The 16,049-nt window shown below is 72.3% G+C and carries 15 protein-coding genes and 1 riboswitch; of the genes, 10 read left to right on the top strand and 5 right to left on the bottom strand.

Annotation, left to right across the window (positions count from 1 at the left end; all coding sequences use genetic code 11):
• The 9 genes from AC5WAM_RS14460 (at position 1) to AC5WAM_RS14420 (ending at position 9,667) form a co-directional block, all read left to right on the top strand.
• Positions 1 to 660: an alpha/beta hydrolase family protein gene (locus tag AC5WAM_RS14460; protein WP_495522824.1), complete on the top strand. Its 660-nt coding sequence runs from the start codon at positions 1 to 3 to the stop codon at positions 658 to 660.
• Positions 661 to 881: 221 nt separating this feature from the next.
• Positions 882 to 1,565 (top strand): RNA polymerase sigma factor SigR, encoded by a 684-nt coding sequence (gene sigR, locus AC5WAM_RS14455; RefSeq protein ID WP_212767830.1) that lies wholly within the window; start codon positions 882 to 884, stop codon positions 1,563 to 1,565.
• The gene (gene rsrA, locus AC5WAM_RS14450; protein WP_138961698.1) at positions 1,562 to 1,861 is read left to right on the top strand and encodes a mycothiol system anti-sigma-R factor; all 300 of its coding nucleotides are present in this window, start codon (positions 1,562 to 1,564) and stop codon (positions 1,859 to 1,861) included. Before sigR ends, rsrA begins: the two co-directional genes overlap by 4 nt.
• Before the next feature lie 168 nt (positions 1,862 to 2,029).
• Entirely contained in the window at positions 2,030 to 3,499 is a 1,470-nt protein-coding gene (locus AC5WAM_RS14445) for an HD-GYP domain-containing protein (protein ID WP_495522823.1), read from the top strand.
• Positions 3,496 to 4,752, top strand: a complete 1,257-nt coding sequence (locus AC5WAM_RS14440) for an HD-GYP domain-containing protein (protein ID WP_495522822.1) — start codon at positions 3,496 to 3,498, stop codon at positions 4,750 to 4,752. The genes AC5WAM_RS14445 and AC5WAM_RS14440 overlap by 4 nt, the downstream gene beginning before the upstream one ends.
• Positions 4,753 to 5,023: 271 nt before the next feature.
• Positions 5,024 to 6,004, top strand: a complete 981-nt coding sequence (locus AC5WAM_RS14435) for a tetratricopeptide repeat protein (protein ID WP_366790328.1) — start codon at positions 5,024 to 5,026, stop codon at positions 6,002 to 6,004.
• Between the two features lie 96 nt (positions 6,005 to 6,100).
• Complete coding sequence (gene def / locus AC5WAM_RS14430) at positions 6,101 to 6,751, top strand: peptide deformylase (RefSeq protein WP_495522821.1); 651 nt, start codon at positions 6,101 to 6,103, stop codon at positions 6,749 to 6,751.
• A 427-nt stretch (positions 6,752 to 7,178) separates the two neighbouring features.
• Positions 7,179 to 8,291: a terpene synthase family protein gene (locus AC5WAM_RS14425; protein ID WP_495522820.1), complete on the top strand. Its 1,113-nt coding sequence runs from the start codon at positions 7,179 to 7,181 to the stop codon at positions 8,289 to 8,291.
• Positions 8,288 to 9,667: a bifunctional albaflavenone monooxygenase/terpene synthase gene (locus tag AC5WAM_RS14420; protein ID WP_495522819.1), complete on the top strand. Its 1,380-nt coding sequence runs from the start codon at positions 8,288 to 8,290 to the stop codon at positions 9,665 to 9,667. The genes AC5WAM_RS14425 and AC5WAM_RS14420 overlap by 4 nt, the downstream gene beginning before the upstream one ends.
• A gap of 53 nt (positions 9,668 to 9,720) precedes the next feature.
• On the opposite strand, the gene AC5WAM_RS14415 is transcribed toward AC5WAM_RS14420, so the two are convergent.
• A complete protein-coding gene (locus AC5WAM_RS14415; protein ID WP_495522818.1) occupies positions 9,721 to 10,698 on the bottom strand; it encodes a GlxA family transcriptional regulator in 978 nt (325 codons plus the stop codon).
• Between the two features lie 93 nt (positions 10,699 to 10,791).
• On the opposite strand from AC5WAM_RS14415, the gene AC5WAM_RS14410 reads away from it, so the two are divergent.
• Positions 10,792 to 11,022, top strand: coding sequence for a hypothetical protein (locus tag AC5WAM_RS14410; RefSeq protein ID WP_495522817.1), 231 nt, complete (start codon positions 10,792 to 10,794; stop codon positions 11,020 to 11,022).
• Here AC5WAM_RS14410 and AC5WAM_RS14405 read toward each other — a convergent pair.
• From AC5WAM_RS14405 to AC5WAM_RS14390, 4 genes are all read right to left on the bottom strand, one after another.
• The gene (locus AC5WAM_RS14405; protein ID WP_495522816.1) at positions 10,935 to 11,972 is read right to left on the bottom strand and encodes a ribonucleotide-diphosphate reductase subunit beta; all 1,038 of its coding nucleotides are present in this window, start codon (positions 11,970 to 11,972) and stop codon (positions 10,935 to 10,937) included. The genes AC5WAM_RS14410 and AC5WAM_RS14405 overlap by 88 nt on opposite strands.
• On the bottom strand, positions 11,972 to 14,383 hold the full coding sequence (locus tag AC5WAM_RS14400) for a ribonucleoside-diphosphate reductase subunit alpha (RefSeq protein ID WP_495522815.1): 2,412 nt from the start codon (positions 14,381 to 14,383) through the stop codon (positions 11,972 to 11,974). The genes AC5WAM_RS14405 and AC5WAM_RS14400 overlap by 1 nt, the downstream gene beginning before the upstream one ends.
• A 146-nt stretch (positions 14,384 to 14,529) precedes the next feature.
• Positions 14,530 to 14,628: riboswitch (adenosylcobalamin-variant (AdoCbl-variant) riboswitch) on the bottom strand.
• Positions 14,629 to 14,728: 100 nt separating this feature from the next.
• Positions 14,729 to 15,226: a GNAT family N-acetyltransferase gene (locus AC5WAM_RS14395; RefSeq protein ID WP_495522814.1), complete on the bottom strand. Its 498-nt coding sequence runs from the start codon at positions 15,224 to 15,226 to the stop codon at positions 14,729 to 14,731.
• Positions 15,227 to 15,386: 160 nt separating this feature from the next.
• Positions 15,387 to 16,022, bottom strand: coding sequence for a hypothetical protein (locus tag AC5WAM_RS14390; protein WP_495522813.1), 636 nt, complete (start codon positions 16,020 to 16,022; stop codon positions 15,387 to 15,389).
• Positions 16,023 to 16,049 lie beyond the last annotated feature (27 nt).

Below are 16,049 nucleotides of genomic sequence, written 5' to 3'. Positions count from 1 at the left end.
GTGACGCACAGTGAGACCCACAGCGAAGTCGTCGAGACCGACGCCGGGGCCGCCCGGATCACCTGGCACCCCGCCGAGCAGGCGCGGGCCGTCCTGGCCGTCGGCCACGGGGCGGGCGGCGGCATCGAGGCCCGCGACCTCCAGGCCATCGCCGCCGCCCTGCCCCCGCACGGCGTGACCGTCGCCCTGGTGGAGCAGCCCTGGCGGGTGGCCGGCAAGAAGGTGGCGCCCGCCCCGAAGACGCTCGACACCGGCTGGCGCGGCCTGTGGCCCGCCCTCGCGAAGCCCGGCCTGCCGGTGATCGCGGGTGGCCGCAGCGCCGGGGCCCGCGTGGCCTGCCGCACGGCCACCGAGCTCGGCGCGGCCGCCGTGCTCGCGCTGAGCTTCCCGCTGCACCCGCCGGGCAGGCCGGAGAGGTCCCGCGCCGAGGAGCTGCTCGGCGCCGGGGTGCCGACGCTCGTGGTGCAGGGCGGCAACGACCCCTTCGGCAGGCCCGCGGAATTCCCTCCGGGCGCGGCGTACGACCTCGTCGAGATTCCCTTCGGCGACCACTCCTTCGCCGTGCCGAAACGGGCCGACATCGGCCAGGAGGAAGCTGTGAAGCGGATCACGGACGCCGTCGTCGCCTGGACGGCCGCCTCGGGAATGTTGAGCGCGTGACCTCTGTTGTCGCCAGCAGACCGCAAACAGTGTTCGTAGAAGAGGGGGCCGCCCGCATGGGATCGACCATCTGCCCGAACCGCTCCAAGTCCTCTGACCTGGAGTGGAGCGTGCTGAGTGCGCCCAAGACGGCCCCTATTCGAGCGGCGGGCAAAGCGGGTCGTCGTCTATCCTCCGAAACCAGTGGGACCGGCTACGGCCCCACCACGTCGTTGGAGGAGGTGGGTCCGGTCACTGGGACCGACGCAGGCACTGAGCACGGTCACTCCGAGCAGCCGGAGCGTTCCGGCAAGGACGCCGAGACGGCCGCGGAGCGCACGGCCCGCTTCGAGCGGGACGCGCTGATGTTCCTCGACCAGATGTATTCGGCCGCGCTGCGCATGACGCGCAATCCCGCGGACGCGGAGGACCTGGTCCAGGAGACCTACGCGAAGGCGTACGCGTCGTTCCACCAGTTCCGCGAGGGCACCAACCTCAAGGCCTGGCTGTACCGCATCCTCACGAACACGTTCATCAACTCGTACCGCAAGAAGCAGCGCGAGCCCCAGCGCAGCGCCGCCGAGGAGATCGAGGACTGGCAGCTGGCGCGCGCCGAGTCGCACATGTCCACGGGACTGCGCTCGGCCGAGTCGCAGGCGCTCGACCACCTGCCGGACTCCGACGTGAAGAACGCGCTCCAGGCGATCCCGGAGGAATTCCGCATCGCCGTGTATCTGGCGGACGTGGAGGGCTTTGCGTACAAGGAGATCGCGGACATCATGGGTACACCCATCGGTACGGTGATGTCCCGTCTCCACCGGGGCCGCCGCCAACTCCGCGGCATGCTCGAGGACTACGCGCGTGACCGCGGCCTGGTCCCGGCCGGCGCCGGAGACTCGAACGAAGCGAAAGGCTCGGGCTCATGAGCTGCGGAGAGCCGCACGAGACTGACTGCAGTGAGGTCCTGGACCACCTCTATGAGTTCCTGGACCGGGAGATGCCGGACAGCGACTGCACCAAGTTCGAGACGCACTTCGAGGAGTGCTCCCCGTGCCTGGAGAAGTACGGCCTCGAACAGGCGGTGAAGAAGCTCGTCAAGCGCTGCTGCGGCCATGACGACGTACCCGCCGACCTGCGGGCGAAGGTCATGGGCCGGATCGACCTGATCCGCTCCGGGCAGGCCGTTCCGGACGAGGGCGTGGATCTGGCGCCCGGTTCCTGAGCGGAGGTGCCCCGCGGCCCCCGAAGGGCCGCTGTTCACCCGCTAGTTGAACGTTTCTCTCTGTTTCTTCTGGGGTTTCTCACTCGAAGGTGCTAATTCGCGCTCGCGACCACCGAGGTGGTCGGGGCCCGTTCTACTCTCCCGACCTGGATCGGGAGGAGAACCCCTATGCGGTCGGTGCCGGTGTGGGCCCGAGGCTACGTCCTGTGCGCCGCGCTCGGCGGGGCCGTCTGCGCGGCGCCCGCGTTCGGCCCCGGCACGCCATGGACCGTCGTCGGGCTGCTCGCCCTGCTGCACGCGGGCGGGGAGCGCACCGTCGTCCGCGGCGGCCCGGCCGTGCCCGCCTTCTACCCGGTGCTGCTCGCCGCGGTGTTCCTGCTGCCGCCCGCGGCGGCCGCGCTCGTCGCCGTCCCCGGCGCCCTGCTCGCCCGCGTCCCCCGGCGCCCCCGCGGCCTTCGCCGCCTCTGGCGAGGCGCCCAGCCGGCCCTCGCCGCCTGGGCCTCGGGGCGGACGTACGCCGCGCTCGGCGGTCCCGACGCGGCCTCGGCGCCGCCCGACTTCCCCGCCGTGCTGCTGCCCGCGGCGGTCGCCGTGCTCTGCTTCGCCGCGGTCGTCGCCGCCCTCGACGGCGGCATCCTGATGGCGGCGGAGCGGGTTCCGCCGCGGCACGCCTGGCGCGGACTGCTGCCGGGCTCGCTCGCGCCCATCGCCGTGCACGGTCTGGCCGGGGTGATGATGGCCGTCCTCTGGAACAGCCGGTACGGCCCCCCGGCCGCGCTGCTCGTGCTGCTCCCGATGGGCGTCTCGTGCTGGGTGCTCGCCCAGTACCACCGCGAGCGCGCCGCCCACCAGGCCACCATCCGCGCGCTGGTGCAGGCCGTCGACATCAAGGACCGCTACACCCGGGGCCACAGCGAGCGGGTCGGCCGCGCCTCCGTGCTGATCGCCCGCGAGCTGGGCATGGACGACCGGCGCGTGGAGCTGCTCCGCTTCGCCGGGATCCTGCACGACGTGGGCAAGCTCGGCGTGCCCACCCGGCTCCTGCGCAAGGAGGGCCCGCTGACCCCGCAGGAGCGGCGCGTGATCGAGCTGCACCCCGAGTACGGCCACGAGATGGTGCGCGGCATCGGCTTCCTCGGGGAGGCCAGGGCGGCGATCCTGCACCACCACGAGCGCATCGACGGCAGCGGCTACCCCTATGGCCTGATGGGCCGTCAAATTCCGGAGTGCGCCCGGGTGGTGGCCGTCGCCGACGCCTTCGACGCCATGACGTCCTCGCGCTCCTACCGCCGGGCCCGGCCGGTCGAGGCCGCCGTCGCCGAACTGCGCAGATGCGCCGGGGCCCAGTTCGACCCGGCCATGGTCGGCGCCCTCGCGCGGGCCCTCGACCGGTACGGATGGGACGCGGAGGTCACGGCCGGGGGCGGCGGAAACGCTTCGTCGGGCGGGTGGCGTGAGCCGGGTGTGACGGGCATGACGGGCGTGACGGGCGAGCCGGGCATGACGGGTGGGTCGCGTGAGCTGGGCGATCCGCGTGAGTCTCGCGAGCCGAGCCTGTCGGTGGAGCCGGGTGTGCCGGGCCCGGTCGGCGGTGTGGCGTCCGGCGCCCCCGCGGCCCGCGGCCCGGCCGCCCGGTGACGCACGTGCCCGCGGGGCGGCTCGCCGCCGCGGTGGCCGCCGTGCTCCGCGCCGCCGCCCTCCTCACCGCGCTCGCCGCGCTCGGGGCCACGCTCTGGCGCGGCGTCGAGGAGCCCGGGACCGCCCTCGCCTTCGGGGCGCTCATCACCGTGGGCGAGCTGGCCCGGTGGGGGAGCGGCGGCGAGCGGGAGCCCGCGCCCCTGGGGGCCGCGGGCGCACTGGCGTACGCCCTGCTGGGGGAGAGCGGCGGGAGGGCGACCCACCACGGGGTCCTCCAGGTGGTCGCCGTGGTCGTGGCGGCGGGGCTCGTCGGCGCCGTGCCGCACGTCGCGCTCGGGCGCGGGCCCGCGCGCGACGCCCTCGCCCGGCGCGTGCTCACCGTCGCCTTCGCCGCCGTGTGCTTCCAGCCGCTGTACAACTCGGGCCGACTGCAGGCCCTGGCGGGCTACGGCAGCCGGTACGCCGCCGTGGTCGTGGCCCTGCTCGCGCTCACCGCGCTGTGCGACGCCGTGCTCGCGGCGGCCCTGGCGCACGCCCGCCGGGGGTGGCCGTTCGGGCCGCTGCTCCGCGACGAGCTGCGGCGCATGCCCGGCATCGGCTCCGCCGTGTGCGCCACGGGGGCCGTGATGGCGCTCGCCGTCGCCGTGGCGGGGCTGTGGGCGCTGCCGGTGTTCAGCTGCCCGCTGCTGCTCACCCAGCTGGCCGTCCGCCGCTACGCCGCCGTGCGGGCCACCTACCGGCAGACCATCGCCTCGCTGGCCCGCGCCACCGAGATCGCCGGGTACACCCCCGCGGGGCATGCCAGGCGCGTCGCGGACCTCAGCCGGGCCATGGGTCGTGAGCTGGGGCTTTGCGGAGCGGACCTCACCGTCCTCGAGTACGCGGCGCTGATGCACGACATCGGGCAGCTCTCCCTGGTCGACCCCGTGCCCGCGGGCGCCACCGCTCGCCTGCCCACCGCCGAGCAGCGGCGCATCGCCCTGCTCGGCGGGGCCGTGGTCCGGCAGACCGGCGTGGCCGCCGACGTCGCCGTGGTCGTGGAGCGCCAGGCCGATCCGTACCGCGAGCAGCCGCTCACCGCCCGTATCGTGCGGACCGCGAACGCATACGACGAGATGGCGCGGGAACACGGGCCCCAAGGACCACTGGCCGCCTTGGAGCGGCTGCGGCTCGGGACCGGGCGCGAGTACCAGACAGAGGTGGTCGAGGCCTTGGCCCGGGCCCTGGCGGGGGCGCCCCGCCGGTCCCGTTAGCGTGCTCGGGGCACGGGTGCCCCGCCGCGGACCGGCACGGCCCCTGACACGATCGGGGGGTCCGGCGGCGGCCCCGCCGAAGCGGCGGGGGGCGGGTCCCGGCCGCCCGGTGAAGGCGCCGGGGACGGGTCGTCTGACCTCGGGCCCCGCTGGGTAACCCATGGGTAATGAGCGGCCGTCCGACCGTACGTGGTTGGATGCGAAAGAGAAGCGGGGCCGCGCGGCAGCGCGGCGGCGGGGACATCCCGACAAGAGCTGGCAGGCGGGAATCGTGAGGATCTTCGGCAAGGGACGGCACCGGCCCTCCGCCTCCTGGCGGCAGGCCACCGACAGGGCGTTCACGCTCATCGGCGACGGTCGCTACGAGGACGCGGGCGCGCTCCTGACGCGCGCCGCCGATCTCGAACCCTGGCTTTCGGAGTCCTGGTTCAACCTCGCGCTGCTGCACAAGTTCCGGCACGACTGGGAGCAGGCACGGGCCGCGGGCCTGCGGGCCGTGGCGCTGCTCGACCGCTCCGCGGGCGCCCCCGACTGGTGGAACGTGGGCATCGCGGCGACCGCGCTGCAGGACTGGCCGCTGGCGCGCAGGGCCTGGCAGGCGTACGGCCTCAAGGTGCCCGGCGGGGTCGCCGCGACGGGTGAGCCCGCGGGGATGGACCTGGGCAGCGCGGCCGTGCGGCTCTCCCCGGAGGGCGAGGCCGAGGTCGTCTGGGGCCGCAGGCTGGACCCGGCCCGCATCGAGGTGCTCTCCATTCCGCTGCCGTCCTCGGGGCGGCGCTGGGGCGAGGTCGTGCTGCACGACGGGGTGCCGCACGGCGAGCGGACCACGGCCGCCGGGCACGCCTACCCCGTCTTCGACGAGATCGAGCTGTGGGCGCCGTCGCCCGTGCCCACCTGGGTCGTCCTCCTGGAGGCCGCGACCGAGGAGGACCGGGACGCCCTGGAGAAGCTCGCCGCCGACGCCGGGTTCGCCGCCGAGGACTGGTCGTCGTCCGTGCGGCTGCTCTGCCGGATGTGCTCGGAGTCGCGGATGCCCAGCGACGAGGGCGACGGGGAGCACCTGGACCCGCACGACCACAGCGAGCCGGGGCACCCCGGGCCGCTCGGCCACCGCAGCCCGGGAGCGGTGTGGGTGCCCGAGCGGGAGTGCGGCCTGGCCGCCCCCGCGGGGCTCGTGCGCGGCCTGCTCGACGGCTGGGTCGCCGACAGCCCGGACTCCCGGGCCTGGCGCGACCTCGAAGAGGTCTGCTAGCCCCCTGACGAGCGCCGGAGGCCGGTGCCCCGACGGGGAGCTGCCCGTACCCTGTACGGGCAGTACACGGACCCAGGAAGAAGGCATACGGCGGACATGGCGCAGGACACTGAGCAGAGTTACGCGGACGGAGTGCTCCCGGTCGACGACGAGGGCTTCGTCATCGACACGGAAGACTGCGAGGAGCGGGAGACGGCTTACCGCGAGCGCGGCACGTCCCGGCCCATCACGGTCGTCGGCAATCCGGTGCTGCACAAGGAGTGCAAGGACGTCACGTCCTTCGACGACGAGCTCGCCAAGCTGATCGACGACATGTTCGCGAGCCAGCGCGTCGCCCAGGGCGTCGGCGTCGCCGCCAACCAGGTCGGCGTCGACCTGAAGGTGTTCGTGTACGACTGCATGGACGACGAGGGCGTGCGGCACGTGGGCGTCGTCTGCAACCCGGTCCTCCAGGAGCTGCCCGCGGACCGCCGCCGCCTCGACGACTCGGGCGAGGGCTGCCTGTCCGTGCCGACGGCGTACGCGCCGCTCGCCCGCCCCGACTACGCGGTCGTGACCGGTCAGGACGAGAAGGGCAACCCCATCAAGGTGCGCGGCACGGGCTACTTCGCCCGCTGCCTCCAGCACGAGACGGACCACCTGTACGGGTATCTGTACATCGACCGCCTCTCCAAGCGGGAGCGCAAGGACGCGCTGCGGCAGATGGCGGAGGGCACGCCGCGCTACCCCGTGGTGCCGAATGACTGAACTGCGCCACGGCTGAGGCGCGCGGTGCGCGCGTGACGACAGCGGCCCCTGGTCGGGAGCACTCCACTGACCAGGGGCCGTTGGTGTACCCGCTCAGAACCGGACAGGACTAGCCCACGATCAGCCGCCCGTGATCCAGATTCAGTCACGTAAGGGGATGTTCTCGGCACGCTGGGGTAGTGAATGGCGCAAATGTGTTCCCTGAACGGTCAGTTGTGGTGCTGAATGGAAAGCGCGGGGATACGCAACGGCGCGCGCCCGGCACGGCAAGAGGGGCGTGGGCCTCAGCGCGGTCGAGAGGGGTTTGTTCGTGCCTGCTTCCTCACACAGCACTTCACAGTCGGACTGGGCGACACGTGCCCCGGTACACGTTCCGGCATATGCAGCGGAACGGGTCCCGAGGCAACGACAGAAGCCGTCCGAGTCGATGCACTCACCAGTTCGACAGGCGGTATCGGTGCCGCCCGCACTGGCCCTTCCGGTGGTGGAGTCGGAGTTTCCCCGGCATCTGCATCCGTATTGGCCAAAGCTTCAGGAGAAGTCCCGGGCATGGCTCCTGGAAAAGCGCCTCATGCCCCCGGACAAGGTCGCGGCATATGCCGACAGCCTGTGCTACACGGACTTGGTGGCCGGGTACTACATCGGGGCCCCTGATGCGCTGCTCGCCGCCATCGCGGACCTCAGCTCGTGGTTCTTCGGCTGGGACGACCGGCACGACCGGGACGCGGTGCACGGCAGGACCGCCGGCTGGCGGCACCTGTGCGCGGGCCTGCACGAGACACTCCAGGACCCGCACGCGCAGCTGCACCACAAGGACCCCTTGGTCGCGGGGTTCGCAGACTGCGTCCTGAGGCTGTACGCGCACCTCGGGCCGCGGTGGAACGCGCGCTTCGCCCGGCACTTCCACCCGGTGATCGACGCCTACGACCACGAGTTCGGCAACCGCCGCACCGGGACGGTGCCGAGCGTCGAGGCGTACGTCGAGCTGCGCCGGCTCACCTTCGCGCACTGGGTCTGGATCGACCTGCTCGAACCCACCGCGTGCCAGGAACTGCCGGACGCGGTAAGGAAACACCCCGCCTATCGCGCGGCGGCACTCGCGACCCAGGATTTCTCCGCCTGGTACAACGACCTCTGCTCGCTGCCGAAGGAATTGGCGGGAGACGAGGTGCACAACCTCGGAATTTCCCTCATCCACCACGAAGGTCTTTCATTGCAGCAGGCGGTGGCGGAAGTGCACCGGCGCGTCAGTGACTGTGTAACTGATTTTCTCGCGGTGGAACCGGAAGTGCTGGGTCTGGCGGATGAATTGATCGACGGCAGCGCGGCGGGCAGGAAGGCGAGTGCCGCGCTGCAATCCTGCGTCTTCAATATGCGGAACTGGTTCAGTTCCGTCTACTGGTTCCACCACGAATCCGGCAGATATCGCGTCGACAACTGGGACGACCGATCCTTGCCCCCGTACGTGTCCGACGCTCCGGGGCCCGAGCTCCCGGAATGCGAATTGGCAGGCCCCGAACTGGCAGGAGGCCAGGAATGACCGTCGAATCCGCAGCGTCCGCCATACCCGCACCGGCCGGTTCGCAGCGGCTGAATACGCCGCCGCTGGTCTCCGGCGGAGCGCCACTTCTCGGCCACGCCTGGAACCTGGTGCGCGACCCGCTCGGCTTCCTCGCCGATCTGCGGAACCACGGCGATCTCGTCCGGATCCGACTAGGGCCCAAAACGGCGTACGCGGTGTGCGCCCCGGACCTCGTCGGCGCCCTCCTCAAGAGCCCGGAGTACGCCGTCGGCGGGCCGCTCTGGGACACCCTGGAGGTGCTTCTCGGCAAGGGCGTGGCGACCAGCAACGGCCCGCTGCACCGGCGCCAGCGGCGCATGATGCAGCCCGCGTTCCGGCCCGAGCGCATCGCCGACTACGCGCGCGTGATGGAGCAGGAGGCCCAGGCGACGGCGGGCCGCTGGAGTGACGGGGAGGCGGTGGACGTCAGCGCGGAGATGTTCCGCACGGCCGTGCGCGTCGTCTCCCGCTCGCTCCTCGAAGTCGACTCGATCGGCGAGAAGGCGGACCGCATCTGCGAGTCGCTGCACACCGTCTTCGAGGGCCTGTACCGCCGCATGGTGCTTTCCGTCGGGCCGCTGTACCGCGTGCCGACGCCCGCCAACCGGCGCTTCGAGCGCGCGCTCGCCGATCTGCACGCGCTCGTCGACGAGATCATCGCCGAACGCCGCCGCTGCGGAAACGGCACGGAAGAGGACTTGTTGGCCGTATTGCTGGCCGCCCGCGACGAATCGGGACGGCCGCTGACGGATCAGGAGATCCATGACCACGTCGTCTCGCTCGTCGTGGCGGGCGCCGAGAATGTCGCCTCGACACTGGCATGGACCTTCCATCTGCTCACCGAACACCCGGAGCACGAAAGGCGGTTGGTTGAAGAGGTAAATTCCGTGACGGGAGGACGTCCGGTCGCCTTCGCCGATCTCGGCGAGCTGCGGCACACGCGCAATGTCGTCACGGAGGCGATGCGTATACGACCGGCCGCCTGGATTTTCACGCGGCGGTCCGTGGCTGAGACCTCCCTCGGCGGCTATCGCATTCCGGCCGACGCGGACATCGTGTACAGCGTGTACGCGATGCAGCGCGATCCGCGTTCCTTCGAGCGGCATCTGGAGTTCGACCCGGACCGGTGGAATCCGGAACGTGCGGCGCGGGTACCGGAGTTCGCCATGATGCCCTTCGGCGTGGGCAACCGTAAGTGCCCCGGCGATCACTTCAGCCTGGTGGAACTCACCCTCATCCTGGCCACGATCGCCGCCAGGTGGCGGCTCGACCCCACGGCGCGGACCGACACGCGCACGAAGGTCGGCATCACGCTGCACCCGCGGGATCTGGTGCTGCGCGCCGCGGCGCGCTGACGCCGGCGCGCCGCGGGCCCGCACCGGCCCCCGCGTCGGTGCGGGCCCGCGCGTCAGGCCGCCGGCTCGGCCCCGGGCCCGGGGCCGCGGAACGTACGCCGGTACGCGTTGGGCGTGGTGCCGAGCACGCGGACGAACTGGTGGCGCAGCGCGGCCGCGTTCGGGAAGCCGGAGCGCCACGCGACCGCGTCCACGGTCTCGTCCGTCGCCTCCAGCAACTCCTGGGCGCGCATCAGGCGTTGGCGCAGCAGCCAGCGGTACGGCGTGGTGCCGGTCTCCTGCTGGAAGCGGCGCGCGAAGGTGCGCGGCGACATGTGGGCGCGGGCGGCGAGCTGGTCGACGGCGAGCTCCTGGTCGAGGTGGCGCTCCATCCAGGCCAGGACCTCGCCGACGGTGTCGCAGCGGCCGCGCGGCAGCGGGCGCTCGATGTACTGGGCCTGGCCGCCGTCGCGGTGCGGCGGCACGATCATGCGGCGGGCGATGGCGTTGGCGACCTCCACGCCGTCCTCCCTGCGGACCAGGTGCAGGGCGGCGTCGATGCCCGCGGCGGTGCCCGCGGAGGTGATCACCGGGTCCTCGTCGACGTACAGCACGTCCGGTTCGACCACGGCCCGCGGACAGCGGCGCATGAGCTGGTCGGCGTGGCGCCAGTGCACCGCGCAGCGCCGCCCGTCCAGGAGCCCGGCCGCCGCGAGCACGAAGGCTCCGGTGCAGACGCTGAGCACCCGGGTGCCGCGCTCGGTGGCGCGGCGCAGGGCGTCGAGCAGTGCGGGCGGGAAGTCCCGCGTCACATAGGAGTCGCCCGCGGGGACGGTGATGAGATCGGCTTCTTCGAGGCGGTCCAGGCCGTACGGCGTGGAGATGGAGAAGCCCGCGTGCGTGGAGAGCGTGGGGCCCTCGGCCGACACGAGCGCGAAGTCGTACACCGGCAGGCCCTCGTCGCTGCGGTCGAGGCCGAACACCTCGGACACGACGCCGAGTTCGAAGGGATGCACGCCGTCCAGCGCGACGGCGGCCACGTTCCTCAACATGGGGACAGTGTGCCGCGTCGCTGGCAGGAAATCGAGGGTGTGCGGCAGTCCTGCCACTGACGCCGAAGGACGGCCGGCGCGAGAGTGGTCGTCATGAACGCACACGACGCACTCGACACGCTGGCCGTCCTCGGGGTCTTCCTGCTCATGGCCCTGCCGTCACTGATCGGCCACGCCCACGACCGCCGGATCGACCGGGCGCTGCGGGAGGCCGGGCGCGGGCCCGGGCCGCGGGATCAGAACTCGTCGTCGAAGGAGACCGAGCCCTCCACGGCGACCTGGTACGCGGACGGGCGCCGCTCGAAGAAGTTGGTCAGCTCCTGAACGCCCTGGAGCTCCATGAACGAGAACGGGTTCTCGGAGCCGTACACCGGCGCGAAGCCCAGGCGCGTCAGGCGCTGGTCGGCGACGCACTCCAGGTACTCGCGCATCGAATCGGTGTTCATGCCGGGCAGGCCCTCACCGCACAGGTCGCGCGCGAACTGCAGCTCGGCGTCGACCGCCTCCTTCAGCATGTCCGTGACCTGCTGCTGCAGCGCGTCGTCGAAGAGCTCGGGCTCCTCCTTGCGGACGGTGTCCACGACCTCGAAGGCGAAGGACATGTGCATCGTCTCGTCGCGGAACACCCAGTTGGTGCCGGTCGCGAGGCCGTGCAGCAGACCGCGGCTGCGCAGCCAGTAGACGTAGGCGAAGGCGCCGTAGAAGAACAGGCCCTCGATGCACGCCGCGAAGCAGATCAGGTTCAGCAGGAAGCGGCGGCGGTCGGCCTGGGACTCCAGGCGGTCCAGCTTCTCCACCGAGTCCATCCACTTGAAGCAGAACTCGGCCTTCTCGCGGATGGAGGGGATGTTCTCCACGGCCGCGAAGGCGGCGGCGCGGTCCTCCGGGTCCGGCAGATAGGTGTCGAGCAGCGTCAGATAGAACTGGACGTGCACGGCCTCCTCGAACAGCTGCCGGCTCAGATAGAGCCGCGCCTCGGGGGAGTTGATGTGCTTGTAGAGGGTGAGCACGAGGTTGTTCGCCACGATCGAGTCGCCGGTCGCGAAGAACGCGACCAGGCGGCCGATCAGGTGCTGCTCCTCGGGCGTCAGCTTGGCGAGGTCGGCCACGTCCGAGTGGAGGTCGACCTCCTCCACGGTCCAGGTGTTCTTGATCGCGTCCCGGTAGCGCTCGTAGAAGTCCGGGTAGCGCATCGGGCGGAGCGTCAGCTCGAAGCCCGGGTCGAGCAGGTTCTTCTCACCCGTCGTCGTGGTGTGCTGTTCCGACTGGGACATTACTGGCAGGCCTCGCAGGACTCGGGGTTTTCCAGGGAGCAGGCGATCGCCTCGGGGTCGCTCACCTGCTGGGGGACGGGGGCGGCCGCGGCGGCGGAGCCCCCGGCGGCGCGGGCGATGCGCGTCGCGGGGCGCGAGCGCAGGTAGTACGTGGTCTTGAGGCCCTGCTGCCAGGCGTAGGCGTACATCGAGGAGAGCTTGCCGATGGTCGGCGTCTCCAGGAACAGGTTCAGGGACTGCGACTGGTCGAGGTACGGCGTGCGCGCGGCGGCCATGTCGATCAGTCCGCGCTGCGGGATCTCCCAGGCCGTGCGGTACAGGTTCCGCACGTCGGCGGGCACCCAGGTGAAGCCCTGCACCGAGCCGTTGGACTCGCGCAGCGCCTCACGGGTCTGCGCGTCCCAGACGCCGAGCTTCTTGAGGTCCTGCACCAGGTAGGAGTTCACCTGGAGGAACTCGCCGGACAGCGTCTCGCGCTTGAAGAGGTTGGAGACCTGCGGCTCGATGCACTCGTAGACGCCCGCGATGGACGCGATGGTGGCCGTCGGGGCGATGGCGAGGAGCAGCGAGTTGCGCATGCCGACCTTGCCGATGCGGGCCCGCAGGGCCTCCCAGCGCTCGGGCCAGGCCCGCTCCGTCTCGTAGTGGTCGGGGTGCAGGACGCCGCGCGCCGTGCGGGTCTTCTCCCAGGCGGGCAGCGGCCCGTGGCGCTCGGCGAGGTCCGCGGACGCCTCGTACGCGGCGAGCATGATCCGCTCGGCGATCCGCGTGGACAGCGCCTTGGCCTCGGGGGAGTCGAAGGGCAGCCGCAGCTGGAAGAAGACGTCCTGCAGGCCCATGGCGCCGAGGCCCACCGGGCGCCACTTGGCGTTGGACTTCCCGGCCTGCTCGGTCGGGTAGAAGTTGATGTCGACGACGCGGTCGAGGAACGTCACGGCGGTGCGGACGGTGGCGTCCAGGCGCTCCCAGTCGATGTCGCCGTCCGCCACGAAGGCCCCGAGGTTCACCGAGCCGAGGTTGCACACGGCCGTCTCGCCGTCGTCCGTGACCTCCAGGATCTCCGTGCACAGATTGGAGGAGTGCACGGTGTGGCCGGGCTCGGCGGTCTGGTTGGCGGTGCGGTTGGAGGCGTCCTTGAAGGTCATCCAGCCGTTGCCGGTCTGCGCGAGGGTGCGCATCATGCGGCCGTACAGATCGCGGGCGGGCATGGTCTTCTGCGCCAGGCCCTTGGCCTCGGCCGCGCGGTAGGCCGTGTCGAACTCCTCGCCCCACAGGTCGACGAGCTCGGGCACGTCGGCGGGGGAGAACAGCGACCACTCCTGGTCGGCGGCGACCCGGCGCATGAACTCGTCCGGGATCCAGTGCGCCAGGTTCAGGTTGTGGGTGCGCCGGGCGTCCTCGCCGGTGTTGTCCCGCAGCTCCAGGAACTCCTCGATGTCGGAGTGCCAGGTCTCCAGGTAGACGGCGGCGGCGCCCTTGCGGCGGCCGCCCTGGTTCACGGCGGCGACGGAGGCGTCGAGCGTCTTCAGGAACGGCACGATGCCGTTCGAGTGGCCGTTCGTGCCGCGGATCAGCGAACCGCGCGAGCGGATGCGGGAGTACGACAGACCGATGCCGCCCGCGTGCTTCGACAGACGCGCCACCTGGTGGTAGCGGTCGTAGATGGAGTCCAGCTCGTCGAGCGGCGAGTCGAGCAGGTAGCAGCTCGACATCTGCGGGTGGCGGGTGCCGGAGTTGAAGAGCGTCGGCGACGACGGCAGGTAGTCGAGGCGGCTCATCAGGCCGTACAGCGCGGCGACCTCGTCGAGGGCGTGAGCGGAGTCGTCCTCGGCGAGACCGGCGGCCACGCGCAGCATGAAGTGCTGCGGCGTCTCGATGACCTTGCGGGTGATCGGGTGGCGCAGCAGATAGCGGCTGTGCAGCGTGCGCAGGCCGAAGTAGCCGAAGCGGCGGTCGGCGCCGTCGGCGAGCGCGGCCTCCACGAGGGCGTCCAGACGGGTGCCGTGCAGGGCCGCGAAGGCGGCGGTGCGGTCGGCGATCAGGCCCTCGCGGTGGCCCACCGCGACGGACTCGGAGAACGACGTGACGCCCTGCGAGGCGGCCTCCTCGCGAATGCCGATGCTCAGGAGCCGGGCGGCGAGCCGGGAGTACGCGGGGTCCTCGGAGATGAGCCCGGCGGCCGCCTCGGTGGCGAGCTCCCGCAACTCCGCCTCGTCGGCCTTCGCCGAGCGACCGCGCAGCGCGGCCGCGGCGACGCGTCCGGGGTCGGCGTCGGGAAGGTCGGCGGTGAGGTCGGTCAGGGTGCGCAGCAGGGCGGCGCCGGGCCCGTCGGTGGACGGGGCGGACTGCTCGGCGTGCTGCTGACCGGCTTCGGCCTGCGCTGACGCGGGCTCGGCGGGCGCGATGGTCACGTGGTGCTCTCCCTCGCTCGGCTCTGGGCATCGAGGCAGGCGAAGGCACACGGGCGCGACCGCGCGAGGCGGTACGTACGCCGCGTCCACCAGCCCATGTCCACGAGGCCCGGACGTCTGCACCCGGACCGGGCGGCACGGGTGCGCTGTCGGCAGGTCCTCGGACTTTGTGGGTACGCAAATGCGCACACGTACACCGTTGCGGGACAGTTCCGGACTTCCACCGGATTCCCCTGCGGCGACAGCGAGGACGAGCATACATCTTGTGCCGGGTTTCGGTGGTGCCCCTAGATGTTGTGTCGGAGGTGACCGCTCCCTCACGGGGTGTGGTCGCTCCTCGGCCCGTCAGAGCGTCAACTCGTAGGAGAGGAGCCCCAGACCGGGGACCGGCTCCCAGTCCCGGCGCGGGGCGCGGACGAAGCCGAGCCGCTCGTAGAGCCGCTGGGCCGCGAGCATCGTCGGCTGGGTGGACAGCACGACCGCGGCGCGCCCCGCGGTCCGGGCGCGTTCGACGCAGGCGCGCACCAGGGCCTCGCCCGCGCCCCGGCCGCGCGCCGCGCGCGCGACGGCGAGCATGCGCACCTCCGCCTCGTCCGCGCGCGCGATGTCGGCCATGGGTCCGGCCGCGGGCACGAACGTCACGCCCCCGAGCAGCCGCTCGCCCGCCACCGCGACGAGCACCTCGGCGGCCTCGGCCCGCCCGGCGACATCGCGCAGGTGGTCGCGGTAGCCGCCCTCCTCGGCGCCGAACTCCAGGAAGCCGTCGCGCAGATACGCCTCGACGGTGAGCTCGCCCAGGGCCGCGTACTCGGCGGGCCGCACCCGCCTGATGACCATGTCCATGCGCGGCAGTGTGCCGGAGCGGCGTGCGGGGGGCCGAGGGGGTGCCCGATGGCGTGTCGGCCGGAGCCCCGGGCGGGGTGCCCGGGGGCGTGTCAGCCGGAGCCCCGGGTGGGGTGCCCGGTGCCGTCTCGGCCGGAGCCCCGGGCGGGGCGCCGGTGGGTCAGCCGCCCGCGCCCGGCGGGTCCTGCGGGGCGCCGTCGCCGTTCGGCGGCAGGTCGCCGCGCTCCACGGGGCGGCCCGTGTCGCCGCCGTCCGTGGGCAGGCCCTCGGGGTCGGCCGTCTCGGGCAGGGTCGCGTCGAGTTCGCGGTCGTCGGCGCGGTGGGCGGCCTCGGCGGCGGCGCGCAGCACCTCGCGGCTCACCGCGTCGCGGTCGGCGGCGAGCTGGATGCGCAGCCCGTTCTCCGTGCGGACGTACTCGTGCCGGGAGCCCGTGCGGCGGTACCAGCCCTTGCCGTCCTTCTCGCAGCGCGTGGCGGCGGGCGGGACCGTGCGGCAGTTCCCGTCGGTGACGGTGCCCCGGTCGACGGAGAGCGTGAGCTGCGCGCCGCCCTCGTCCCGTACGTAGGTGGACTGGAAGCCGTAGTCGCCGATCACGCCCACCGACTGGCGGGCCAGCTCGAAGCCGTCGGCCTCCGTCACGTAGACGTGCTCCACGACCGTCTGCGCCGCCTCGGCGCGGGCCTTCAGCTCGGCGCGGTCCGGCGGTGCCGCGCTGTCGAGGCTGTCCGAGCCGCAGCCGGTGAGGGCGAGCGGCGCGAGGAGCAGGGCCGGGAGGAGGCGGCGGGAACGTCTCATGCGCACATCCTTTCGCATGCGTCCGCC

This window comes from Streptomyces sp. JLYT201 (genome assembly GCF_059448825.1).
The sequence above is the reverse complement of the archived record's forward strand: the minus strand, read 5'-3'. Positions and strand labels throughout refer to the sequence as shown.